The 23527-nt window shown below is 75.4% G+C and carries 23 protein-coding genes; 10 read left to right on the forward strand and 13 right to left on the reverse strand.

What is annotated here, in order from left to right:
• Positions 1-33: 33 nt before the first annotated feature.
• Both ACTMS9_RS15770 and ACTMS9_RS15775 read right to left on the reverse strand, forming a co-directional pair.
• Positions 34-855, reverse strand: a complete 822-nt coding sequence (locus ACTMS9_RS15770) for a DUF1206 domain-containing protein (protein WP_441165309.1) — start codon at positions 853-855, stop codon at positions 34-36.
• A gap of 61 nt (positions 856-916) precedes the next feature.
• Positions 917-1282 (reverse strand): hypothetical protein, encoded by a 366-nt coding sequence (locus tag ACTMS9_RS15775; RefSeq protein ID WP_441165310.1) that lies wholly within the window; start codon positions 1280-1282, stop codon positions 917-919.
• A gap of 83 nt (positions 1283-1365) precedes the next feature.
• Between ACTMS9_RS15775 and ACTMS9_RS15780 the strand changes: the two genes are divergently transcribed.
• Together ACTMS9_RS15780 and ACTMS9_RS15785 are read left to right on the forward strand one after the other, a co-directional pair.
• A complete protein-coding gene (locus ACTMS9_RS15780) occupies positions 1366-2592 on the forward strand; it encodes a cysteine desulfurase-like protein (RefSeq protein WP_441165311.1) in 1227 nt (408 codons plus the stop codon).
• Positions 2589-2876, forward strand: coding sequence for a GNAT family N-acetyltransferase (locus tag ACTMS9_RS15785; protein ID WP_441148072.1), 288 nt, complete (start codon positions 2589-2591; stop codon positions 2874-2876). The genes ACTMS9_RS15780 and ACTMS9_RS15785 overlap by 4 nt, the downstream gene beginning before the upstream one ends.
• 60 nt (positions 2877-2936) lie before the next feature.
• Here ACTMS9_RS15785 and ACTMS9_RS15790 read toward each other — a convergent pair whose 3' ends face one another.
• Entirely contained in the window at positions 2937-4421 is a 1485-nt protein-coding gene (locus ACTMS9_RS15790) for a glycoside hydrolase family 3 protein (RefSeq protein ID WP_441148071.1), read from the reverse strand.
• A 141-nt stretch (positions 4422-4562) separates the two neighbouring features.
• Between ACTMS9_RS15790 and ACTMS9_RS15795 the strand changes: the two genes are divergently transcribed.
• From ACTMS9_RS15795 to ACTMS9_RS15815, 5 genes are all read left to right on the forward strand, one after another.
• Positions 4563-4688: a hypothetical protein gene (locus tag ACTMS9_RS15795; protein WP_255541416.1), complete on the forward strand. Its 126-nt coding sequence runs from the start codon at positions 4563-4565 to the stop codon at positions 4686-4688.
• A gap of 78 nt (positions 4689-4766) precedes the next feature.
• The gene (locus ACTMS9_RS15800) at positions 4767-5717 is read left to right on the forward strand and encodes a TIGR03557 family F420-dependent LLM class oxidoreductase (protein WP_441165312.1); all 951 of its coding nucleotides are present in this window, start codon (positions 4767-4769) and stop codon (positions 5715-5717) included.
• Positions 5718-5999: 282 nt separating this feature from the next.
• A complete protein-coding gene (locus ACTMS9_RS15805; protein WP_441165313.1) occupies positions 6000-7631 on the forward strand; it encodes a RecQ family ATP-dependent DNA helicase in 1632 nt (543 codons plus the stop codon).
• Between the two features lie 50 nt (positions 7632-7681).
• Positions 7682-8185: a hypothetical protein gene (locus ACTMS9_RS15810; RefSeq protein ID WP_441165314.1), complete on the forward strand. Its 504-nt coding sequence runs from the start codon at positions 7682-7684 to the stop codon at positions 8183-8185.
• Between the two features lie 109 nt (positions 8186-8294).
• Positions 8295-9344: a helix-turn-helix domain-containing protein gene (locus tag ACTMS9_RS15815; RefSeq protein WP_441148067.1), complete on the forward strand. Its 1050-nt coding sequence runs from the start codon at positions 8295-8297 to the stop codon at positions 9342-9344.
• A 175-nt stretch (positions 9345-9519) separates the two neighbouring features.
• On the opposite strand, the gene ACTMS9_RS15820 is transcribed toward ACTMS9_RS15815, so the two are convergent.
• Genes ACTMS9_RS15820 through ACTMS9_RS15855 form a run of 8 tightly spaced genes read right to left on the reverse strand, consistent with a single transcriptional unit; the run spans position 9520 to position 18193 of the window.
• On the reverse strand, positions 9520-10503 hold the full coding sequence (locus ACTMS9_RS15820; RefSeq protein ID WP_441165315.1) for a DNA topoisomerase IB: 984 nt from the start codon (positions 10501-10503) through the stop codon (positions 9520-9522).
• Complete coding sequence (locus tag ACTMS9_RS15825; protein WP_441148065.1) at positions 10487-11428, reverse strand: glycosyltransferase family 9 protein; 942 nt, start codon at positions 11426-11428, stop codon at positions 10487-10489. Before ACTMS9_RS15825 ends, ACTMS9_RS15820 begins: the two co-directional genes overlap by 17 nt.
• Entirely contained in the window at positions 11425-12123 is a 699-nt protein-coding gene (locus tag ACTMS9_RS15830) for an SDR family oxidoreductase (protein ID WP_441165316.1), read from the reverse strand. The genes ACTMS9_RS15825 and ACTMS9_RS15830 overlap by 4 nt, the downstream gene beginning before the upstream one ends.
• Positions 12120-13616, reverse strand: a complete 1497-nt coding sequence (locus tag ACTMS9_RS15835) for a PfkB family carbohydrate kinase (protein ID WP_441165317.1) — start codon at positions 13614-13616, stop codon at positions 12120-12122. The genes ACTMS9_RS15830 and ACTMS9_RS15835 overlap by 4 nt, the downstream gene beginning before the upstream one ends.
• A gap of 11 nt (positions 13617-13627) precedes the next feature.
• Positions 13628-14320, reverse strand: a complete 693-nt coding sequence (locus ACTMS9_RS15840) for a D-sedoheptulose-7-phosphate isomerase (protein ID WP_441148062.1) — start codon at positions 14318-14320, stop codon at positions 13628-13630.
• Entirely contained in the window at positions 14320-15537 is a 1218-nt protein-coding gene (locus ACTMS9_RS15845) for a glycosyltransferase (protein ID WP_441148061.1), read from the reverse strand. The genes ACTMS9_RS15840 and ACTMS9_RS15845 overlap by 1 nt, the downstream gene beginning before the upstream one ends.
• Positions 15522-16496: a glycosyltransferase gene (locus ACTMS9_RS15850; protein WP_441148060.1), complete on the reverse strand. Its 975-nt coding sequence runs from the start codon at positions 16494-16496 to the stop codon at positions 15522-15524. Before ACTMS9_RS15850 ends, ACTMS9_RS15845 begins: the two co-directional genes overlap by 16 nt.
• Positions 16493-18193, reverse strand: a complete 1701-nt coding sequence (locus ACTMS9_RS15855; RefSeq protein ID WP_441165318.1) for an HAD-IIIA family hydrolase — start codon at positions 18191-18193, stop codon at positions 16493-16495. The genes ACTMS9_RS15850 and ACTMS9_RS15855 overlap by 4 nt, the downstream gene beginning before the upstream one ends.
• 208 nt (positions 18194-18401) lie before the next feature.
• On the opposite strand from ACTMS9_RS15855, the gene ACTMS9_RS15860 reads away from it, so the two are divergent.
• Together ACTMS9_RS15860 and ACTMS9_RS15865 are read left to right on the forward strand one after the other, a co-directional pair.
• Positions 18402-18842: an SRPBCC family protein gene (locus ACTMS9_RS15860; RefSeq protein ID WP_441148058.1), complete on the forward strand. Its 441-nt coding sequence runs from the start codon at positions 18402-18404 to the stop codon at positions 18840-18842.
• Positions 18843-18924: 82 nt separating this feature from the next.
• Positions 18925-19692, forward strand: coding sequence for a polyprenol monophosphomannose synthase (locus ACTMS9_RS15865; protein WP_441148057.1), 768 nt, complete (start codon positions 18925-18927; stop codon positions 19690-19692).
• 132 nt (positions 19693-19824) lie between these two features.
• Here the strand turns inward: ACTMS9_RS15865 and ACTMS9_RS15870 are convergent, their stop codons facing one another.
• On the reverse strand, positions 19825-21429 hold the full coding sequence (locus ACTMS9_RS15870) for a phytoene desaturase family protein (RefSeq protein ID WP_441148056.1): 1605 nt from the start codon (positions 21427-21429) through the stop codon (positions 19825-19827).
• Between the two features lie 72 nt (positions 21430-21501).
• Here ACTMS9_RS15870 and ACTMS9_RS15875 point away from each other — a divergent pair, with 72 nt between their 5' ends.
• Entirely contained in the window at positions 21502-22935 is a 1434-nt protein-coding gene (locus ACTMS9_RS15875) for an aldehyde dehydrogenase family protein (RefSeq protein WP_441165319.1), read from the forward strand.
• A gap of 60 nt (positions 22936-22995) precedes the next feature.
• On the opposite strand, the gene ACTMS9_RS15880 is transcribed toward ACTMS9_RS15875, so the two are convergent.
• A complete protein-coding gene (locus ACTMS9_RS15880) occupies positions 22996-23418 on the reverse strand; it encodes a ChaB family protein (RefSeq protein WP_441148054.1) in 423 nt (140 codons plus the stop codon).
• Positions 23419-23527: the final 109 nt, after the last annotated feature.

Here is a 23527-nt window from a genome sequence, read left to right on the forward strand (position 1 = left end):
CTATGGTGCCCGGTGGTTCCGGAATCGGCCAGCTCAGACCTTGCGGTACCGGGACTGGAACAAGCAGAACGTGCCGAAGGCGGCGATGCCGAGGGCGACCAGCACCAGCAGCGCCTGGCCGTAGGACTGGTCGCGCAGGGTGTGCAGCGCGGCGTCCAGGCCGCGGGCCTTCTCCGGGTCGTACTTCAGCGCGGCGACGACGATCAGCACGCCGGCGATGCCGTACGCGACGCCCTTGGCGACGTAGCCGGCGATGCCGAGCCGGCGGGCCACGGTGTGGGTCTTCGGGCTCATCTCGCCGGTCTTGAGGTGCTTCTCGAAGCGCTTGACCAGCCCGTAGATCACCAGACCGACGCCGATCGCGGCGAGCACCAGCCCGGCCAGGCCGACCACCAGCCGGCCGCCGCCGGAGGTCATCAGCTTGCCGGTGAGCGCCTCCTGCTGGTCGGCGCTGTTGGAGCCGGCGTCCTTGAAGACCTTGAAGGCGGTCCAGGCGAAGTAGAGGTAGACGAGCGTCCGGCCGGCGGAGGCGAGCCGCTCCCAGACGCGCTCCCTGCCCTGCTCGACGCGGTGCCCGACGGCTGCTTCCAGGCCCTGCCAGATGGCCATGGCCAGCAGGCCGATCGCGATCAGGGCGACCAGCGTCCTGCCCAGCGGCTGGGCGGCGATGGTCCGCAGCGCACCGGACTGGTCGCCGTTCTCACCGGGCTTGCCGAAGGCGATCTGCAGGGCGAGCCAGGCGAACAGCAGGTGCACGACCCCGTAGCCGATGAAGCCGGCCCGGGCGAGGAGTTCCAGCCAGCGGCTGTCCGCGGTGCGGGCGGCGGTGGCTTCGGCGTTCCGGGTGAGTGACATGGCGCCACAATCTCCGAATGGGAAGATCCACAAACGTGGCGCCTCGCCGCCGGAGACGCCGTCAGCTGCTGGTGTTGCGCGCCACCCGGATCTTGACCTGCTGGTCGGTGACGCTGTCCAGGGTGACCGCGAAGCCGCCCACCTCGGTGGCCTGCTGGCCGACGGTGAGGGAGAGCTGCTCGCCGGCGACCTCGACGGTGACCTGGTCACCCTGGGCCCCGATCAGCTTCGCCTCGACGCCGAGGACGTTCGCCTTGGCGTCGACGCCCCGGTCGAAGGTGACCGTGCAGGCGTCCAGGCCGCAGTCGGTGTCGGCCCCCTCGGAGCTGCAGCCGGCCAGCACGGCCACGCCAAGGGCCAGGCCGGCGAGCAGGCCGGCAACGCGGCGGGTGGGGGTGGGCGGGGAGGTAGCGGATCGCGTCGTCACGCGACAAGGGTACGAGACGGCGGCGAGATCGGCACCGCCGCGTGATCATCAGGCGCCCCGGTGCCGCGCGTTAGGGTCCGGTCATGCCGTTCGACATCGCCCGGACCCGGGCCGCCTACCCCGCCCTGACCGAGGGTTTCGCCCACTTCGACGGTGCCGGCGGCACCCAGACCCCGCAGTCGGTGATCGACGCGGTCAGCGGGGCGATGGGCACCGCGCTCGGCAACCGCACCCCCGCCTTCGCGCCCGGCCGCCGGTCGCTGGAGCTGGTCCGCGCCGCCCGCGCCGCGGTGGCCGACCTGCTCGGCGCGGCGCCGCGCGGGGTGGTGCTCGGGCCGAGCGCGACCGCGCTGACGTACACGCTGGCCCGGACCCTGGGCGCGACCTGGCGCCCCGGCGACGAGGTGGTGGTCTCCCGGCTCGACCACGACGCGAACGTGCGGCCCTGGGTGCAGGCGGCCTCGGCGGCCGGCGCGACCGTGCGCTGGGCGGAGTTCGACCCGGCCACCGGCGAGCTGCCCGCCGGCCAGTACGCCGAGCTGGTCGGCGAGCGGACCCGGCTGGTCGCGGTGACCGCCGGCAGCAACGCCGTCGGCACGATGCCGGACGTGGCGGCGATCGCCAAGACCGCGCACGCGGCCGGGGCTCTGGTCTGCGTCGACGGGGTGCACTCCGTGCCACACGGTCCGACCGATCTCGCCTCGACCGGCGCGGACTTCCTGGTCACCAGCGCCTACAAGTGGTCCGGCCCGCACCTGGCCGCGATGGTGGCCGACCCGGCCCGCTGGGAGTCGCTGCGCCCGGCCAAGCTGGTCCCCTCCTCCGACGCGGTGCCCGACCGGTTCGAGGCGGGCACCCCGAGCTTCCCGCTGCTGGCCGGGGTGGCCGCCGCGGTCGACCACCTGGCCGGGCTGGACCCGACCGCCACCGGCGACCGGCGGGAGCGGGTCCGGGCCGGACTGGCCGCCGCCCAGGCGTACGAGGAGACGCTCTTCGACCGGCTGCTGGCCGGGCTGGCCGACAACCCCGCGGTGACCGTGTACGGGGCCGCCGCCCGGCGCTGCCCGACGGTGTCGTTCCGGCTCGCCGGCTGGTCGCCGGCCGGGCTGGCGGCGGCGCTGGGCGAGGCGCGGCTCTGCCTCTCCTCCGGCGACTACTACGCCTACGAGTACTTCCGGGCGATGGGGCTGGGGGAGACCGGCGGCGCGGTCCGGGCCAGCGTCTACCACTACAACACGGCCGACGAGGTGGACCGGTTGCTCAGCGAACTGCACACCCTGGCCCGGCGGCGGGAGACAATGGGCGGGTGAGCTTCCTGGTCGAGGAGAACCCCGCCAAGCACCGCTTCGAGATCCTCGTCGACGACGCGCTGGCCGGCTTCACGGCGTACCTGCCGCGCGGCGAGGTGCGGATCTTCACCCACACCGAGGTGCGCCCGGAGTTCCAGGACATGGGGGTCGGCGCCGCGCTGGTCCGGGCCACCCTGGAGCAGGTGCGCGAGCAGGGCGGCCGGTTGGTGCCGCAGTGCCCGTTCGTGCGGGCGTACATCGAGCGGCACCCCGAGTACGCCGACCTGGTCTTCGAGCCGGCCTGACCGGCACCGACCCGCCGCACCGCGGCGATGATCGTCGCGCGGTGCGGCGGGGCGGAGTGGTCAGCGGGGGCCGGCGAGCAGCTCCGCGGCGGCCAGCGCGCCGGCCCGGGTGGCGCCGTGGGTGGCCACGTGCACCCGGCCGACGACCAGCTCGGGCACGCCCAGCTCGACCACGACCGCGTCCGGCCGGGCGGCGAGGGCCCGCTCGACGGCGGACCGCATCCAGTCGTGCCGGTGCAGGTCGCGGACGACCAGCACGACCGGTCGGCCGCCGGCCGCGGCCGTCGGGTCCGCCGGCACCTCGAACTCGGCGAACCGGGCGGTGGTGGTGCCGGGCCGCAGCGCGGCCAGCGGGGCGGCGATGCCCCAGGGGGTCTCCGGGCCGATGGCGATGTTGCGCGGCGGGGCGAACTCCACCACGTGGGCGGGGGCGACCAGCGGCAGGGCGGCGGTGGCGCCGCTGACCCGCAGCGCCCGGCGCGCGGCGGCCAGGCCGACCGGCGAACCGTCGTGGGCCGGCACGGCCCACGCGGGACGGTCGGCGCGGGCGGCCACCGTCCAGGCGGCGAGCTGACCGACCCGCTTGGCCGCCTCGGCGAGCCGTTCCTCGGGCAGCTCCCCGGCCATGACGGCGGCGACGATGGCGTCGCGCAGGTGGCGGGCGGCGTCCTCATCGGCCCGTTCCCCGCCGACGCAGACCGCGTCGGCCCCGGCGGCCAGGGCGCGCACGGCGGCACCGGCGAAGCCGTACCGGTCGGTGACCGCCCGCATCTCCACCGCGTCGGTGATCACCACGCCGGAGAAGCCCAGCTCCTCGCGGAGCAGGTCGCCGAGGATGCGGGGGCTGAGGGTGGCGGGCAGTTCCTCGTCGAGGGCGGGCACGAGCAGGTGCCCGGTCATCACGGCCTGCACCCCGGCCGCCACGGCGGCCCGGAACGGGACCAGCTCGCCGGCGTCGAGGCGGGCTCGGCTGGCGCCGATGCGGGGCAGGTCGTGGTGCGAGTCGACCCGGGTGTCGCCGTGGCCGGGGAAGTGCTTGGCGCAGGCGGCGACGCCGGCGGACTGGAGGCCGCGTACCCAGGCGGCGGTGTGCCGGGCGACCAACTGGGGGTCGGCGCCGAAGGACCGGACGCCGATCACCGGGTTGGCCGGGTTGTTGTTGACGTCGGCGTCCGGGGCGTAGTTGAGGGTGATGCCGAGCGCGGCGAGGTCGGCGCCGAGGTCCCGGGCCACCTCCTCGGTCAGCGCCGGGTCGTCGACCGCGCCGAGGGCGAAGTTGCCCGGGCGGGAGCTGCCCAGCGCCGACTCGATCCGGGTGACGTCGCCGGCCTCCTCGTCGATGGCCACCAGCACGTCCGGGCGTTCGGCGCGCAGGGTCGCGGTGAGCGCGGCGAGCTGCCCGGGGTCGACGACGTTGCGGGCGAACAGGACCACCGAGCCGAGCCCCTCGCCGAGCCAGCGGCAGACCCACTCGGGCGGGGTGGTGCCGACGAAACCGGGCTGTAGGACGGCGGCCGCCAGGCCCGCCAGGTTGCGCTCGCTCATGCGGCCCCCGTACCCCCGTGTGGTCGTCCGACGGCCGGTCGCCGTCGCGGTGCTGCCATGGTCACACCGGGCCAGGAAATAGTCAATAAACCTTACTGTTACCGTCTGGCGCCCTCCGGGGCGGCGTGCGACAGTGCGGGAATGGATCTGTTGCCGCTCGCCGACGCCACCTCGCCGGCCGACGTCCCCGGCGTGCGCCTGCTCGGGGTGGTGGTCGGCGGCCTGCTGCTGCTCGCCGCCATCCGGGCCATGTTCGGCCGCCGCTGACTGATCCCCCGAGTCCGGGGTAGGGCATCCCCTGGTCGGCCCGGCGCGACCGGCGTCGGGCGACGGCGAGGGGGAAAGATGAAGATCGGTTACTTCCTGTCCAGTGAGGAGTTCACCCCGGCGGAGCTGCTGGAGCAGGCGCGCGGCGCCGAACGGGCCGGCTTCGAGGCGCTGTGGATCTCGGACCACTACCACCCGTGGGTGGACGCGCAGGGGCAGAGCCCCTTCGTCTGGTCGACCGTCGGCGCGCTCAGCCAGGTCTGCTCGCTGCCCGTCACCACCGCGGTGACCTGCCCGACCGTCCGCATCCACCCGGCGGTGCTGGCCCAGGCCGCGGCCACCAGCGCCGTTCTGCACTCCGGGCGCTTCGTGCTCGGCGTCGGCTCCGGCGAGGCGCTCAACGAGCACATCCTCGGCGACGCCTGGCCGCAGACCGACGTCCGGCTGGAGATGCTGGAGGAGGCGGTCGAGGTGATGCGCGAGCTGTGGCAGGGCGGATTCGTCAACCACCACGGCAAGCACTACACCGTCGAGCACGCCCGGATCTACACCCTGCCCGACGCGCCCCCACCGGTCTACGTCTCCGGCTTCGGTCCCAAGGCGATCGACCTGGCCGCCCGGATCGGCGACGGCTACGTCAGCGTCATGCCCGACGCCGACATGGTCCGCCGGTTCCGGGAGAGCGGCGGCGGCGACAAGCCGTGCCAGGCCGGCTTCAAGGCGGCGTACGCCGACAGCGAGGAGGAGGGCGCGCGGCTGGCGTACGAGAAGTGGCCGAACGCCGGGGTGCCGGGCGAGCTGTCCCAGGTGCTCCCCTCCCCGCGCCACTTCGAGCAGGCCACCCAACTGGTCAAGCCGGAGATGATGAAGGCGTCGTTCGTCTGCGGCAACAGCGCCGACGCGCACCTGGAGATGATCGACAAGTACGCCAAGGCCGGCTTCGACGAGGTCTACGTGGCCAACACCGGCCCGCACACCCAGGGCCTGTTCGACCTCTACCAGCGCGAGGTGCTGCCCCGCCTGCGCTGACAGCCTGGCCTGGCCAGCGGCGTTTCGCGGCTCGTCGCGCCCACGGACGGTGCCCGGCGCCCGGCCCGACACCCCGACGAGCGTGATACCTCAGAGTCATCTTGATACCCGTCAGGTATCACGCTCAGGACGGGACGGGGCTGCGCAGCAGCCCGCCGGGCAGCGCCGGAGCCTGCTGCGCGGTGTCCCGGCGGGTGGCCCGCGCGGCGTTACGGCTCTCCCGACCGATCGGCCGCTGTCGACGGTTTCGGCGCTGATCTCCTCGGGTACCTCCGGCCCTCGATGAAGCTGTCCATGCACTCGACGACGTTGCGCCGCGCGGCGCGGAGCCTCTTCGGCTGGACCGCGCTGCGGCCCAACCAACTCGCCGCCATGCGCGCGGTGATGAAGCGACGCGACGCCCTGGTGGTCCTGCCCACCGGCGCCGGCAAGTCGGCGATCTACCAGATCCCGGCCAGCCTGATCCCCGGACCGACGGTGGTGATCTCCCCGCTGCTGGCGTTGCAGCAGGACCAGATCGCCGCCCTCAACGAACGGCAGCGCCCGGAGCTGCGGGCGGTACGGATCAGCTCCGACGAGTCCCCGGCCCAACAGGCCCAGGCGATCGAGGAGATCCGCGACGGCCGCGCCGAGTTCCTCTTCATCACCCCGGAGCAGCTCAGCAACCCCGACCGGATGGCCGAGGTCAGGGCGCTGAAGCCGGCGCTGGTGGCGATCGACGAGGCGCACTGCATCTCCGCCTGGGGGCACGACTTCCGCCCTGACTACCTGGCGCTGGGCCACCTGATCGAGGGCATCGGCCGGCCGCCGGTGGTGGCCCTGACCGCCACCGCCTCACCCCCGGTACGCGACGACATCATCGCCCGGCTGCGGCTGCGCGACCCGGAGGTGGTGGTCTCCGGGCTGGACCGGCCCAACCTCTTCCTGGAGGTGGCGCACTGCCCCACCGACGACTACCGGTGGCGGCGACTGGTGGCGCTGCTGCGCGACGACCGACGCCCCGGCATCATCTACGTGCCGACCCGGCGGGCCGCCGAGGAGCTGGCCCAGCGGTTGACCGACGCCGGCTTCCCGTCGCAGTACTACCACGGCGGAATGCCCACCGGTGCCCGGCACGAGCTGCACGAGGCGTTCCTCGCCGACCAGGTGCCGATCATGGTGGCGACGTCGGCGTTCGGCATGGGCATCGACAAGCCGAACATCGCCTGGGTGGTGCACATGGCGCTGCCGGACTCGCCGGACAGCTACTTCCAGGAGATCGGCCGCGCCGGCCGGGACGGCGCGCCGGCCCGAGTGCTGCTGCTCTGGCAGGCCGAGGACGTCGGGCTGCAACGCTACTTCAGCGGCGGCCTGCCGGACTCCACCGAGCTGCGCGACCTGGCCGCGCTGCTGCGCAAGGAGGCCCGGACCAAGAAGGAGCTGCGCGAGGTGACCGGACTCGGTGCGCGCAAGCTCGGCCAGTACCTGTCGCTGCTGGAGCAGATCGGCGCCGCCGAGCCGCGGGCCAGGCAGAGGATCGGCGCGCCCCGCTACTCCCCCAGGCCGGTGGACGCCGCCGCGGCGGCCCTGGCCGAGGCGGAGCGGCAGCAGACCGTGACCCGGTCCCGCACCGACATGATGCGCGCCTTCGCCGAAACCACCGCCTGCCGGGGCCAGACGCTGCTGGCGTACTTCGGTGAGCAGATGTCGGAGGTCTGCGGGCACTGCGACAACTGCCACGCCGGCACCAGCACCGCCGACGACGGCGCGGTCGGGCCGTTCCCGGTGCACAGCCAGGTCCGCCACCCGGACTGGGGGACCGGACTGGTGCTCAACTACGAGGAGGACCGGATGACGGTGCTCTTCGACGAGGTCGGCTACAAGACGCTCTCCGTGCCCGTGGTGTCGGAGCAGGGCCTGCTGACGCGGGACTAGCCTGACCGGGGCACCGGGCACAGACGCAACGAAACGAGAGGGGCTCAGTCGTGATCGAACAGCCGGCGTACACCGGGTTCGGGTTCTCCGACGAGGAGTGGGGGCTGCTGGTCGGCCTGCCGCAGGCGGTCCTGACCGCGGCCAGCGCCGCGGAGCACGACGGCAGCCGGCGCACCCGCGCGGAGAACGCCGCCGGGCTGGAAACCATCTCCGCCGGCCGCGAGTCGGCCAACCCGCTGGTCGCGGCGGTCGCCGGGGAGATCGTGTCTCGGGTGGGCGACCCGGAGGCCGGCGAGGAACTGCCGGTCATCGAGCCGGCGGACCCGCAGGCCCTGATCGACGACGTGCTGGCCCGCGCCGGTCAGGCGTCGGCGCTGCTGGCCGCCCGGGTGGACGAGGGCGAGGCCGGGGCGTACAAGCACTGGCTGGTGGAGATCGCCGAGCAGGTGGTCGGCGCCGCCCCCACCGGCGGCCTCCTCGGCCTCGGCGGCGACCAGGTCAGCGACTCGGAGCGGCGCTTCCGCGACCGGCTCTCGCACGTGCTCAACGACTGACCGGCACCGCCGCGGATCCGCGCGCCCACCCGGTCGCGCGGATCCGTCGTCTCCGCGCTCTTTCGCCGGCAGGGCCGTCATCGACAATGGGCCGGACACACGCGGAACCATGGAGGCGGGAAAGATGCTGGACCGGAACGTCATCGACACGGAGGCGCTGCCGCCGCGCGAGCGGTTCGGCATGTGGCTGGACCTCGTCGCCCGCACCGCGTCGCCACTGCGGATGCGGTCCGCGCACGCCGACGACTTCACCGCCCGCGCCGAGATCATCCCCCTCGGCCCGATCCAGCTGGTGAACTACCGCTACCCCTCGCTGGACGCCGTACGGACCGCCAAGCTGGCCCGGCAGACCGAGGTGGACTACTTCCTGCTCGCCCTGACCACCACCGGCACCGGCTCGTCCGGGCAGGCCGGCCGGCAGAGCGTGCTCGGGCCGCGCGAGTTCACCTTCTACGACGGGTCGCGTCCCCACCAGGTCAGTCACGAGGGTGCGCAGGGCGGACAGCAGCACGCCAGCTCCGTGGTGGCTTTGATCCCGTACGGCGCGCTGCCGCTGCCCCCCGACCGGCTCGCTCCGCTGCTCGCCGGCCGGATGTCCGGCACCGAGGGGGTGGGCGCCCTGCTGGCCCAGTACCTGGTGCAGATCACCGCTCATCCGGAGCAGTATCACGCGGCGGACGCCGACCGGCTCGGCACGACCGCGCTCGACCTGATCGTCACCATGCTCGGCCGACACCTGGTCGCCGAGGACGCGGTGCCCCGCGAGGTACGCCGTCGGGCGCTGCTCGCGCAGGTGCGCGGCTACATCCAGCGTCACCTGGGCGATGCCACGCTGAGCCCGCAGAGGATCGCCGACGCGCACCACGTCTCCGTCCGGACCCTGCACCGGCTCTTCGAGACGGAGGAGACCACGGTGGCGTCGTACGTGCGCGACCTGCGCCTGGACCGGTGCCGCCGCGACCTCGCCGACCCGGCGCAGGCGCACCGGGCGATCCAGGCCGTCGCCGCCCGCTGGGGCTTCGGTGACAAGGCGGTCTTCAGCCGTGCCTTCCGCGCCGCCTACGGCGAGACCCCGCAGGGGTACCGCGCGGCCCGGCGGGAACAGGCACGGATCGTCAACGACGCGGCATCCGTCGTCAACTCGACGTCGACATACTGAACCCGGATCGGCGGTCGGCAGGCCCGTGCCGGCCACCGATAACGGGGGACCGTGGTGGCGCCCGTGACCTCCTTGTCACGGGCGGCCGCCCCGGTTGCCGCGCGGACGGCCCGCCACCCGGCCACACCGACTCCGGCCCCGTCGCTCTTCCCCCCAGGACCGACGACGGGGCCGGTCAGGCCTCCTCCAGCAACTCCAGGACCGTCCGCTCGGCCTCGGGCTTCGGGGTGTCCGGCCGGACCGGCGCCACCACCCCGTCGTGGTAGAGGTCGACCACCCGGGGATCCACGTAGGACGTCCGGGCCACCGTGGGGGTGTTGCCCAGCAGCTCGGCGACCTCCTTCATCACCCCGGCGACCGCCTTCTTCCGGGCGGTGGCGGACCGCTGCACGCCCACGGTGGCCAGTTCCGTCGCCGCGAGCACCGTCGCGTGCCAGGTGCGGAAGTCCTTGGCGGTCATCTCGCCGCCGCTGGCGTCGCGCAGGTACTCGTTGACCTCGTCGCTGCGCACGTCGCGCCACTGCCGCCCGTCCCAGTAGCCGAAGAGGCGGTCCTCCGCCCGCCGCCGCCGGCGCAGGTTGGTCAGCACCTGGCACAGCTCCGCGTCCTCGATCCGGCGGACCTGCTCGATGCCGCCCTTGGCCGGGAACTCGAAGACCACGCACCCGCCCCGGGAGCGGGCGTGCTCGGGGCGCAGGGTGGAGACCCCGAAGGTGGCGTCCTCGCCGACCGCGTACTGGTCGTTGCCGACCCGGAACATCCCCATGTCCAGCAGCCGGGCGACGGTGGCCAGCACCCGGTCCCGGTTCAGGCCCTGCCGGCCCAGGTCGTCGGCGATCCGCGCGCGCAGCACCGGCAACCGGTGGGCGACCTCCAGCACGTGGTCGAACTTCGCCTCGTCGCGCTTGCGCCGCCACTCCGGGTGGTAGAGGTACTGCTTGCGGCCGGCCGCGTCGACGCCGGTCGCCTGGATGTGCCCGTTCGGGTACGGCGAGATCCAGACGTCCTGCCAGGCGGGCGGGATGACCAGCTCGCGCAGCCGGGACAGTTCCTCGGGGTCGCGGACCGGCTCGCCCCGGGGGTCGAGGAACACCCAGCCCTTGCCGGCCCGGCGGCGCCCGTACCCCGCCCGGCCCGGATCACTACGCCGCAATCGCACCGGAGACCCGCACCGCCTCTTCGGCCTCGTTCACGGCGGCCAGCACCCGGTCCACGGGCAGGGCCGCCAACGTCGGGTGGCTTCCTACCCCGGGCCGGTCCGGCCAATCCCGGGCGCCGCTCCACAGCGCCCGGTGCCGGGGCCGGTCCGGCGGCGGGCCCCACTCGCCCGGCGGGACCGGGCCGAAGAGCAGCACGGACGGGGTGGCGTAGGCGGTGGCGAGGTGGCCGACCCCGGTGTCGCCGCTGACCACCAGGCGGGCGTGGGCGACCAGCGCGGCCAGCTCGCCCAGGTCGGTCCGGCCGGCCAGGACGGCGGGGTCGGGCAGATTCGCCCCGGCGGCCACCTGGCGCGCCAGCTCCCGCTCGTCGGCCGAGCCGGTCACCACCACCCGGTGGCCGCGCTCGGCGAGGGTCCGGGCCAGCGCGGCGAAGCGCGCTGCCGGCCAGCGCTTCTCGGGGATCTTGCTGCCCGGGTGGACGACCGTGACCCCGGTCGGTGTCCGGTCCGCCGCCGGCCGGCGTAGGGCGAGGTCGCCGGGGTCGGCGGGGATGCCGTACCAGGCCAGCAGGCGGCACCAGCGGTGCACCTCGTGCTCCCCGGGACGCCACCGCGGGCCGTCCGGGTGGCCGGCCTCGGGGCAGCGGAACGCCAGCAGCCGGCCCGCGCCGGCCAGCATCCGGTGCGAGTCGGGCCCGCGCCCGTGCAGGTTGACCGCGACCGGCGGGGGCGGCCACGGCGGGGAGCCGAGGCCGTCGGTGGGCACCAGCCGGTCGACGCCGCCGACCAGGTCGACCAGCGGCCCGAGCCAGGCCGGCGCCGCCAGCGCCAGCTCCCGGTCGGGGTACGCGGCCCGCAACGCGCGCAGCGCCGGCACCGCCGTGGCCAGGTCGCCCACGCCGAGGGCGCGGAGCACGAGGATCACGGGTACGAGGTCTCCTGCTCGGCGCAGACCACCATCTCGCGTACCGCGCAGCCGGGCGGCTGGGAGAGGGCGAACATCACCGCGGCGGCGGTGTCGGCCGGGTCGTTGAGCTTGGCCTCCGGGCCGGGCCGGTACTGCGGGTCACGCGCGTCGAAGAAGGCGGTGCGCATCCCGCCGGGAATCAGCAGCGTCACGTTCACCCGGCCGGCGAGTTCGGCGGCGAGCGCCCGGGTGAAGCCGACCACCCCGAACTTCGCCGCGCAGTACGCGGTGGCGTCGCTGACCGCCTTCACCCCGAGGGTGGAGGCCACCGTGACGATCCCGCCCCGGGACGCCTCCAGGTACGGCAGCGCCGCGCGGACCACCGCCACCGTGGCGAGCAGGTCGACCGCGACGATCCGTTCCCAGGTCTCCCGGGGCACGTCGGCGAGCTTGCCGGGCACGTCGGTGCCGGCGGCGGTGACCACCGCGTCGAGGCCGCCGGAACGCTCCGCCAGCTGCCGGGTGGCCTCCTCGGCGGCCCGGGTGTCGGCCAGGTCGCACTCGACCCAGGGCACCCCGTCACCGGGGCGCTGCCGGTCCAGCACCAGCGGCCGCCCGCCGGCCCGGGCCACCGCGGTGACCACCGCCGCGCCGAGCCCGCTCGATCCGCCGGTGACCAGGACGATCGGGCCGGCACCCGGTGCACTGCTCATCGCGCTCCCTCCGCCGTCGGACGCTGCGCACCGGCGGCCCTGACGGCGCCGGTGGGTGCGGCACGGTACGCCCCGGGGCGCTCACCGCGGGCCGCCGCGATCATGTCGGTGGTGGAGCGTCCGTCCAGGTACGGCACCACCACCGAGTGCCCGCCCCAGCGGCGCAGCGCCTCGGCCTCCGGCAGGCTCGCCGGGTCGCCGCCGCCGGTGGCGTAGTCGCCACCCTTGACCCAGATGTCCGGGCGCAGCCAGCTCAGCACCGCGTCCGGGGTGGACTCGTCGAAGACCAGCACCGCGTCGACGCAGCTCAGCGCCGCGAGCAGCCGGCTACGGTCGCCCTGCGGCACGACCGGGCGGTCCGGCCCCTTCAGCCCGGCGACGCTGGCGTCGGAGTTGAGGCAGACGATCAGGCAGTCGCCGAGCTGCCGGGCGGCCTGCAGGGTCGCCACGTGCCCGGCGTGCAGCAGGTCGAAGCAGCCGCCGGTGGCGACCACGGTGCCGCCGGCGGCGCGTACCTCGGCCACCACCGCACCCGCCGCGGCGGCCCCGATCCGCTCCCCGCCGCCGCCCAGTGGCGGCGGCGCGGCGGCGCGGACCTCGGGCGGCAGCGCGGCCGCCACTCCCCCGCCGGCCACGTACGCCGACGCCTCCGCCACCGCCTCCTGCACCGCCTCGGAGACCAGCGCGCCCCGGGCCAGCGCGAGGCTGGCCGCCGAGGCGAACCGGTCCCCGGCCCCGCAGGTGTCCCCCTCGGCGTTGACCGGGGCGGCGACCACCAGCGGGGTGGCGCCGGCGTGGCAGAGCAGCGCGCCGTCGCCGCCCAGGGTCACCGCCACCGCGCCGGCCCGCCACCGCTCGCGCAGCCCCTGCGCGCCCCGGGAGGCGGTGGCCAGCCGGGACGAGCCCGGCGGGACCTCGGTCAGGTCGCGTACCTCCGCCTCGTTCGGGGTGGCCAGGGTGACCCCGGGCACCGCCGCCGGTCCGCGCGGGTGCGGGTCCCAGACCACCGGCGCGCGGGTCGCGGCGAGCGCCGCGCGCAGCGCGGGCTGCCGGGCGACGCCCCGGCCGTAGTCGCTGACCAGCACGGCGGACGCCTCGGCGATCAGCCGGAGCACCGCCTCGCTCGGCGGCCCGGGGTCGGCGGCCGACCCACCCCGGTCGTGGCGCAGCAGCACCCGGCCGCGGGCCCGCAGCCGGATCTTCTCGGCGGTGGCGCCGGGCAGCGGCAGCGCGTACACCTGCACGCCGGCGGCGCTGAGCAGGCAGCTGAGCCGGGCGCCGCCGGCGTCGTCGGCGAGCGCCGTCACCAACGCCACCTCGCCGGCGCCCTGGGCGGCGGCGAAGACCGCGGCCAGGCCGGCGCCGCCAGGGCGGTCGGCGTACGTCGTCTCGTCGAGCACCGGTACGGGCGAGTCGGGGCAGAGCCGGTTCACCACGCCCTCGACGTCGCGGTCCAGCAGGGTGTCGCCGATGACCACCAGGGGTCCCCGCACGGCCGGCCTCCTCATCCCGCCTCCACCCGCCGGTCGCCGCCGTCGAGCACCACCTCGACGCCGGCGCGCACCGGCGCGGTGGGCCGTTCGACGGGGGCGGGGCCGGCCGTCCCGGTCACCGCCAGCGCGGCCGGCAGGGCCCGGTCGACGTACTCGCAGAGCACGTGGGTGGAGACCAGGTGCAGCTCCTGCACCACCTGGCTCTCGGGCGAGGCGATGGCGAGCGTCTCGTGGCAGGCGTCGGCGAGCGGGTTGGGCGCCGGGCCGGTGAACGCCCAGCAGCGCAGCCCGACCTCCCGGCCGGCGCGGGCGGCGGCCAGCAGGTTGGCGCTGGCCCCGCTGGTGGACATCAGCAGCAGGATGTCGTTCTCCCGGCCGTGCGCGCGGACCTGGCGGGCGAAGACCTCGTCGTAGCCGTAGTCGTTGCCGATCGCGGTCATCGCGGAGGTCTCCGCGTGCAGCGCGATGGCCGACAGCGGCTGCCGGTCGTCGCGGAGCTTGCCGACCAGCTCGGCGGTGAGGTGCTGGGCCTCGGCCGCGCTGCCGCCGTTGCCGGCGACCAGCAGCCGGCCCCCGCCGGCCAGCGTGGCGGCCAGCTCGGTGCCCCAGCGGGCGAGCTGCTGCTCCGCGGACCGGAACGGCAGCAGCGCCTCGGCCAGCAGGGTGAGGTGCGCGTCCAGCAGCCCTTCGGTGGCCGTGGTCATCAGGCGACCACCCGGGTCGGCCGGCGCACGGCGGCCACCTCGCCGTACAGCTCGGCCAGCCGCTCGGCGGTGGTCGACCAGGAGTAGCTGCGCCGGGCCCGTTGCAGCGCCGCGGTGGCGTACCCGAAGCGGCGGATCCGGTCGTCGAGCAGGCGCTGGATCGCCGTGCCCAGGGCCCGGGGGTCCCGGGCCGGGACCAGGTCCCCGGTCACCCCGTCGACCACGGTGTCCTTGATCCCGCCCACGGCGGTGCCGACCACGGGCACGCCGCAGGCCATCGCCTCCAGCGGGGTGAGCCCGAACGGCTCGTACCAGGGGGCGGCGACCAGCACGTCGGCGGAGCGGTACCAGCGCCCCATCTCCTCCCGGGGCACCGCGCCGACCAGCCTGACCCGGTCGGCCACCCCGCAGGTGGTGGCGAGGGCGCGCAGCCGGCGGGCGTACGGGTCGGTCTCCAGCAGGCCGGCCGGCGGGCCGCCCACCACCACGCACTCGGCGTCGGGCACCAGGGCCATCGCCCGGATGACGGTCTGGAAGCCCTTGCGTTCCACCAGCCGCCCGACGGTGAGGATCCGGGGCCGGTCGGGCTCCCGCTCGACGGCCGGGCCGAGCGGGGCGAAGCTGGCGAGGTTGACCCCGGACGGCACGACGGTCATCCGCGAGCGCGGGACGCCGAGGCGGACCAGCTCGCCCACCTCGTCCTGGCACTGCGCGACCACCCGGTCGACCGCGCGGCCCAGCTCCCGCTCGTACGCGATCCGCCGCGCCGGGCTGGTGTCCTGCACGCCCTGGTAGCGCCGCTTGACCGTGCCGAGCGCGTGGTACGTCTGCACCACCGGCACCCCGGTCTGCCGGCTGGCGGCCAGCGCGGCGAGCCCGCTCATCCAGAAGTGCGCGTGGATCACCTCGGGCACCCAGTCGCCGCCGCGCCACCGTTCCACCAGCCAGCCGCTGAACTCCTTCATGTGCGGCAGCAGCGCGTCCTTGGCCAACGGCTCGGCCGGGCCGGCCGGCACGTGCACCACGTCGTACCCGTGCGGGGCGCGGACGGTGACCGGCAGGTCGACCGCGTCGCGTCGGGTGTAGACCCGGACGTCGTGCCCGGCGGCCGCCAGCGCGGCGGAGAGCTCCGCGACGTGGGTGTTCTGCCCACCGGCATCCTCACCGCCCAGGACGGCGAGCGGGCTGGCGTGCTCGGAGATCATCGCGATGCGCATACTTCCTCCTCCAGCAGGCGGTCCCAGTCGGCGAGGAAACGGTCCAGGCCGTAGCGGGCCCGGGCGGCGGTGCGCGCCTCGGCGCCGGCGCGGCGGGCCTCGGCGGGTTGCGTGACGAACCGCCCCGCGGCCTCCAGCAGCGCGTCCACCCGGGTGGAAAGGGCGCCGGCCCCGGGCGGCACGGCCTCGACGGCCTCGGTGGTGGCCAGCGCGACGACCGGCATGCCCATCGTCATGGCCTCGATCAGGCTCAGCCCCAGCGACGTCCACCGGCACAGGTGCAGGTACGCCCGCCGCCGGGCCAGCTCGGCGTGCATCCGGTGCTGCGGCACGTCGTCGTGGCTGGCCAGCCGGTCGGCCGGGAGGCCGAGGTGTTCCGCGAGCCCGGCGACCTTCATGCCGAACACGTCCAGCGGGGCGATCTCGGCGAAGCGGGACAGCAGGTCGGTGCCGGTGACCCGCCAGCGGCGTACCGGCTCGTTGATGACGACGGCGAGCCGGTCCAGCTCGCCGGTCCACTGCACCGCCGGCGGGACCACCCCGTGCTCGACCACGGCGGTGCGGGTGCCGCCGTTGTCCCAGAACAGCTCGTTGAAGTGGGTGACGTGGGTGAGCAGCAGGTCGTCCCGGTCAGCCATCGGGTGGCGGGTGTTGGGCACGTCGCCCTTGGGGGTGTTGTGCTCGACGTAGATCGCCGGCAGGTCCCGGCCGGCCCGCCGGCCCAGCCAGTCGCAGGCCAGGTCCATCTCCTCGGGCCGTTGCAGCAGCACCACGTCGACCTCCTCCCGGCGCAGCTGCTGCGGCGTGACCTCCACCGCGCTGTCCGGCCAGGGATAGGTGCGGGCCCGACCCAGCCCGTACGGGCCGCGGTCGGGGGTGACCGGCACCAGGTAGCGGTGCTTGCCGTGCACGAACGAGGTGGTCCAGGAGCCGTGCACGTGCCACACCAGGATGTTCATCGGGCGCTCCCGCCGCCGGCGATCACCGGATCGATGCCGACGGTGGCCGGCGCCGCGCCCGGCGGGGGCGCGTCGGCGGGTACCCCGAGCAGGCGTACCGCCGCCAGGACGTGGTCCGGCTCGACGGCGGACAGGCAGGGGTGGCCGGGCACCGGGCAGCGGGTGGCCCGGGTGCCCCGGCAGGGCGCGGCGGCGTCGCCGAGGCGTACCGCCGGCACCCGGTACGGCCCCCACTGTCCGAACGGGACGGTGGGGGCGAAGAGGCTCACCACCGGCACGCCCAGCGCGGCGGCCAGGTGCGCCGGGCCGGTGTTGCCGACCACCAGCGCGCCGGCGTCGGCCAGCACGGCGGCGAGCTCCGCCAGACCGGTCCGCCCGCCCAGGTCGACGCCGGTGTCGCCGGCCACCCGGGCGGTCAGCTCCGTCTCGTCCGGGCCGCCGGTGACCGCCACCCGGTGGCCGGCCGCGGTGAGCACCCGGACGATCCGGGCGGCCAGCTCGGGCGGGCAGGCCCGGGTCTGCACCGCCGAGCCGGGGTGCAGCACCACGTAGCCGGGCCGGCCGAGGCGGGCCGGCGTGGGCGGCAGGCCGTCGGTGCGGATGCGCAGCGCCGGGTCGTCGGCGGCCGGGAGCGGGAAGCCGGCGGCCGCGGCCAGCGAGAGCGCCCGCTCGGGCTCGGGCAGCCCGTCGGGCACCCGGTGCCGGACGTCGAGCAGCGCGCCCGGGTAGTCGTCGCTGATCGCGCTGACCCGGGGCACGCCGGCCATCCGCAGCAGCAGCGCGAGCGGGAGCGGTGACTGGTGGAAGGAGGTGAAGACCACCGCCTCGTCGGCGCGCACCCCGGCGAGGCGGTCGGTGAGCCGGCGGATGTCGTCCGGGTCGACCGGGGCGGGGTCGCCGTCGATCCAGGGCAGCGGCCATTCGACGAGTTCGTCGACGCCGGGCAGCAGGGCGGCGGCGTGCCGACCGCGGGGCCCGTGCAGCAGGACGACCCGTTCGGCGCCGGCGGCGACGGCGCGGACGGCCGGGCCGGTGACCAGCACGTCGCCGGCGGAATCGCTGCGGACGACCAGCACGGTGCCGGCCCGGCGGGGCGCGCTCGGGCGCAGCGCGGCCTGCCGCCGCAGGATCTCCTCGATGGCCGCCGGCAGGTCGCGGGCGACGTGCGGGGCGGCGGCCACCTCCTCGGGCCGGGTGACCGGGGTGGGGACCAGCAGGCCGGTGGCGCCGGCGGCGAGCGCGGCGGTCATGTCCCGGCCGATGTCGCCGACCAGCACGCACCGGGCGGGCGTGGTGCCCAGCGCGGCGGCGGCCCGGTGGACCAGGCCGGGGGCGGGTTTGCGGCAGGCGCAGCCGTCGCCGTCGTCGTGCGGGCAGACCTGCCAGGTGTCGAACGGGCCGAGCAGGGCCTCGATCCGGGCGTGCACCGCCCGCATCTGCGCGGCGGTGAACAACCCCTTCGCCAGCCCGGACTGGTTGGTCACCACGCCGAGGCGCAGGCCGGCCGCGCGCAACCGGTCCAGCGCCGCCCGCGCGCCCGGCATCGGCCGCACCTTCTCCGGGTCACCGTTGTACGGCACGTCCTCGACCAGGGTGCCGTCCCGGTCCAGCAGCACCGCGTCGAACAGGACCGGCCGGATCACGGCCCGGTCGACGGCCGGGTCGACCCGGCCTGACCTGCGCTGATCCGGCTCCATCTGGTCCCGTCGCACGGGCGGCGGGTTCCCGGAGCCCCGGGGAGTAAACATCATCTACCGGGCGGTACGGCTCGTCGCCGTCCCGGCCGCGCGGGGCTCGCCGACCCGGCCTTACCCGTCGCCCCGGAGAAGCTAACGCCCGGTCCGCCCCGCCGGTTAGCCCCGGTCGTCGTCGGGGTACTGGACGTCAGTGGCGATTGTGGAGAAAGTGATCGACGCGCCCCCGCAGCGGGTGTTCGACGTGCTGGCGGACGGGTGGACGTACAGCGACTGGGTGGTCGGGACCGTGCACGTGCGGGACGTCGACGACACCTGGCCGCGGGTGGGCAGCCAACTGCACCACAAGGCCGGGCCGTGGCCGCTCTCGTTGCATGACTCCTCGACCGTGCTGGCCTGCGAGCCGCCGCACAAGATGGTCATCAAGGCCGGGCTCTGGCCGGCCGGTGAGGCGATCGTGGTGTTCACCCTCGAACCGGTCGGCACCGACGCCACCCGGGTGCGGATCGGCGAGGACTTCGCCGCCGGGCCGCTGCGCTGGATCCGCAACAAGCTCAACGACCTGGTCCTGCACCAGCGCAACAAGGAGACCCTGCGGCGGCTCTCCGACATCGCCACCCGCCAGAAGGCGGACGAGGCCGCGGAGAGCTGAGGGGCGGGGAGCCTCGACGGGGCCCGACGGGGCACTGGCTACCCTTTGGGGGAAAACCGTCGGCAACCAGAGGATGTCCGTCATGATCGAACCCGTGGAGCTGCCCTCGCCGTGGCGGGAAGCACGCCTGACCGTCGTGGTCCCCACCTACAACGAGGCGGGCAACCTCCCGGCGCTGGTCGAGCGGCTCCTCGCCCTGCCGCTGCCCGGCCTCAAGATGCTGGTGGCGGACGACAACTCCCCGGACGGCACCGGCGAGGTGGCCGACAAGCTGGCCATCGAGCACCCCGACCGGATCCAGGTCGTGCACCGGGCCGGCAAGGAGGGCCTGGGCCGGGCGTACGTCGACGGGATCGGCCGGGCGCTCGACGGCGGGGCCGACTACGTGGCGCAGATGGACGCCGACCTGTCCCACCCGCCGGAGGCGCTGCCGGGCATGCTCGGCGCGCTGCTCTCCACCCAGGCCGGCGTGGTGATCGGCTCCCGGTACGTGCCCGGTGGCGAGCTGGACGAGAACTGGCCGCTCTACCGCCGCGCGCTCAGCGGCTGGGCGAACCTCTACGTGCACACCCTGCTGCGGGTGCGGATCCGTGACCTCACCGCCGGCTTCAAGATCTGGCGGGCGGACGCGCTGCGCGACATCGGCCTGGAGCGGGTGCAGTCCAACGGGTACAGCTTCCAGGTCGAGATGCACTACCTGGCCACCAAGCTGGGGCACACCATCCTGGAGGTGCCGATCCGCTTCGAGGAGCGCCGCGACGGCGACTCGAAGATGACCACCGCCACCAAGGTGGAGAGCGCGCTGATGCCGTTCAAGCTGCGTACCCGGCACCGCAACCTGGAGCGCTGACCCACCCGTCGCACCCGCATCGTCACGCGGCGTGACGGGTGCGGCGGACACCGTCGTGAGCGACCTGTCCGAGGGGCATGCGAATGCCGCTCGGGCAGGTCGCTTGTCTCCGGCAGGGGCAGCCGCGCCGGGTCAGCGGTAGACCGCGCGGTGGGCGGCGCCGATCGCCCGGGCGTACAGGCCGCCGGTGAGGGTGCGGTTGCGGCTCAGCGCCGCCTGCGCCGCGTTCGCGCCCGGCGCGCCGTGCACCCCGCCACCCGGGTTGGCCGAGGCGCTGGCCAGGTAGAGCCGGTCGACCGGGGTGTCCGGCCGGCCGAGCCCGGGCACCGGACGCAGGAAGAGCTGCTGGTACGCGGCGGCCGTGCCGCCGCCCACCGAGCCGCCGACCAGGCTCGGGTTGCGCTCCTCCAGATCGGCCGGGCCGGCCACGAAGCGGCCCCGGACCAGGGCCTTGAAGCCGGGGGCGTAGCGCTCCAGCACCGCCTCCATCCGGTCCACGTGCGCGGCCACGTCCTCGGCCCGCCAGTCCCGTCGGAACGGCAGGTGGGTGTACGACCAGAGCGACTCCGTGCCGGCCGGTGACCGGCTCGCGTCGGCGGTGGTCATCTGCCCGACCAGCAGGAACGGGTCCTCCGGCAGCTGCCCGCAGGCCAGGTCCGCCGCGTAGCGGGTGAGCCCGTCGACGTCCGTGGCCAGGTGCACGGTGCCCGCCCCGGCGACCTGCGGGTTGGTCCACGGCATCGGCCCGTCCAGCGCCCAGTCGACCTTCACCGTCGACCCGTCCCAGCGGAAGTGGTCGAGGTCCTCGACCAGCCGGGGCGGCAGCCGGGCCGCGCCGACCAGGTCCAGGTAGAGCGCCGGCGCCGGCACGTCGGCCAGCACCGCCCGACGGGCCCGCCAGGTGGCGCCGCCCTCGGTCCGTACGCCCATCGCCCGGCCCCGGGCGACGAGCACCCGGTCCACCCGGGCGGAGTAGGTGATCCGGCCGCCCTTGGCGATCAGCCGCGCCACCAGCGCGTCGGTGATCCGCTGCGCGCCGCCCACCGGCACCGGCCAGCCGACCTCCTGGCCGAGCATGGCGAGCAGCCAGCCGTAGATGCCGGAGCCGGCGTCGTCGGGCGACAGGTCGGTGTGCAGGGCGCAGCTGGCCATCAGCGCGGGCGCGCCCTCGCCCCGGAACACCTCGTGGCCGAACTGCCGGCTCGGCAGCACCAGCCGGCGGGCCAGCCGCAGCGCCCCGGCGGTGCGCAGCCGGCCCAGCAGCTCCAGCCCGTCGCGGACCGGCGGGAAGGGGGTGAACAGCGCGTTCACCAGGGGACGGGAGATCGTCCGCCAGTCGTCGTACGTGTCGAGCCAGCGCTGCCCGTCGCCCGGCGCGAACGCCTCCATCGACGCGGCGCTGCGGTCGGGGTCGCGGTTGAGCACCGCCGCCCGGCCGTCCGGCAGCACGTGCGCCAGCACGTCGGGCGCGTGCGTCCAGGCCAGCCCGTACGCGTCGAGGCCGAGCCGGCGCAGCACCGGCGAGGCGTAGCCGAGGGGGTAGAAGGAGCTGTAGAGGTCGCTCAGGTAGCCGGGGGCGGTCACCTCGGCGGACCGGACCGCCCCGCCGGGGGCGCCGGTGGCCTCCAGGACCAGCACGTCCCAACCGGCGTCGGCGAGCAGGTTGGCGGCCACCAGTCCGTTGTGCCCGGCGCCGATGACGACGGCGTCCGCGGTCTCGATGCCGGTCCCGGTCATCCGATCCGCCTACCCGGCCAGCAACCGGGCGAAACGCGTTTGCCTTGCCGGGACCGGGGCATCCACTGCCGCATGTACAGGGTTGAACAGCTCATCGGTGGAGTGTGGGGCGCGGGCGGTGCGGGCGGTGAACTGGTCGTGCACGATCCCGCCGACGGCACGCCGGTCAGCACCGTACCGGTGGCGACGGCGGACGAGGTGGCCAAGGCGGTCGAGGCGGCCCGGGGCGCGGCGGCGGAGTGGGCGGCGACGGCCCCGGCGGAGCGGGCGGCGGCGCTGCACCGGGCCGCGGACGCGCTGGCCGCGGCGGCGGACGAACTGGCCGAGGCGACGACGGCGGAGATGGGCAAGCCACTCGCCGACGCCCGGGGCGGCGTGGAGGCGGGCATCGGCACGCTGCGACAGTACGCCGAGCTGGGGCCGGTGCGGGGCGGGCGGACGCTGCACGGCGGCACGCACGCCATCGACTTCATGGCGCCGGAGCCGCGCGGGGTGGTCGCCGCGATCACCCCGTGGAACGATCCGGTGGCGGTCTCCTGCGGGCTGCTCGGCGCGGCCCTGGTGACCGGCAACGTGGTGCTGTACAAGCCGAGCGAACGGACCCCGGCCACCGGGTGGCTGCTGGCCCGGGTCCTCGACGGCGCGCTGCCGGCCGGGGTGCTGTCCCTGCTGACCGGCGGTGGCGAGGTGGGCGCGGCGCTGGCCGCGCAGGAGGTGGACGTGGTGGCCCACGCGGGCTCCACCACCACCGGCCGGGCCATCGCGGCGGCCTGCGCCCGGACAGGCGCGAAGGCGCTGCTGGAGAACGGCGGCAGCGACCCGCTGATCGTCGACGCCGGGCTGGACCCGGTCTGGGCGGCCGGGCAGGCGGCGATCGGTTCGTTCGCCAACGCCGGCCAGATCTGCGTCGCCGTCGAGCGGATCTACGTGCACCGGGACGTGGCCGAGGACTTCGTCGACGCGCTGGTCGACCGGGCGGAGGCACTGCGGGTCGGCCCGGGCCGGGACCCGGAGACCGAGCTCGGCCCGCTGGTGGACCGGCGGCACCGCGACCACGTGCACGGCCAGGTGACCGCGGCGGTGGCCGAGGGGGCGACGCTGCGCACCGGGGGTGTGCTGCCGGAGGGGCCGGGGGCGTTCTACCCGGCGACGGTGGTCACCGGTTGCCGGCACGAGATGACGCTGGTCCGCGAGGAGACGTTCGGGCCGGTGGCGCCCGTGGTGGTGGTGGACTCGTTCAGCGAGGCGTTGCGCTGCGCCGCCGACTCCCCGTACGGGCTGGCCGGCACGGTGCTCACCGCCTCGATGAGCCACGCGCAGCGGGCCTGGCGGGAGCTGCCGGTGGGCACCGTCAAGGTGAACGCGGTGTTCGGCGGGGCGCCGGGCGGCGCCGCGCAGCCGCGCCGCGGCAGCGGCCAGGGCTTCGGGTACGGCCCGGAGCTGCTCGACGAGTTCAGCACGGTGAAGACGGTGCACCTGGAGGCCCCGGGCGGCGGCCACTGGTGAGCGGGAACGCGGGAGCCCGGGACCGTGCGGTCCCGGGCTCCCGTGCGTCGTACCCCCCGCTCAGCGACCGCTGCGCGCCTTGGACTTCTCGCGGGCCTCCGTGGTCTGCCGAAGGTTCGCCTTCTGGATCGCCTTGACCAGTTCCGGCTTGGTCATCCGGGACCGGCCGGGTACGTCCAGCTTCTTGGCCACCTCCATCAGGTGCTCCTTCTTGGCGTTGGCGTCCACGCCGCCCGCCGTGGGAGCCCGTCGGGCCGGTCCGCCACCCTGCGCCTGGCGGTCGCTGGGTCCCTTGCGTCCCTTCGGCTCCCAGTGGTCGCCGACCTTCTCGAACTCGTGCTTGACCGCGGCGAACGCGGTGCGGTGCGCCCGCTCGCCCTCGCCGTACGTCTCCACCGCCGAGTCGTGCGTCTTCTCCCAGGTGCGCTTCGCCTTGTCCGGGGAGCGCCGCAGCGTGCTGGGCAGTACCTCGCGCCCGGGCATCTCGTCCTCCTCCGCGTCGATGTCTGCGTATGGACGGTTCCCCGGGCCCTCATCGGCAAACTCACCCGCCGGGTTTGTCGATTTCCGGCACCGGGTACCGGCGGGGCCA

It is taken from the genome of Micromonospora sp. L31 (assembly GCF_052068075.1).
GTDB lineage: Bacteria > Actinomycetota > Actinomycetes > Mycobacteriales > Micromonosporaceae > Micromonospora > Micromonospora purpureochromogenes.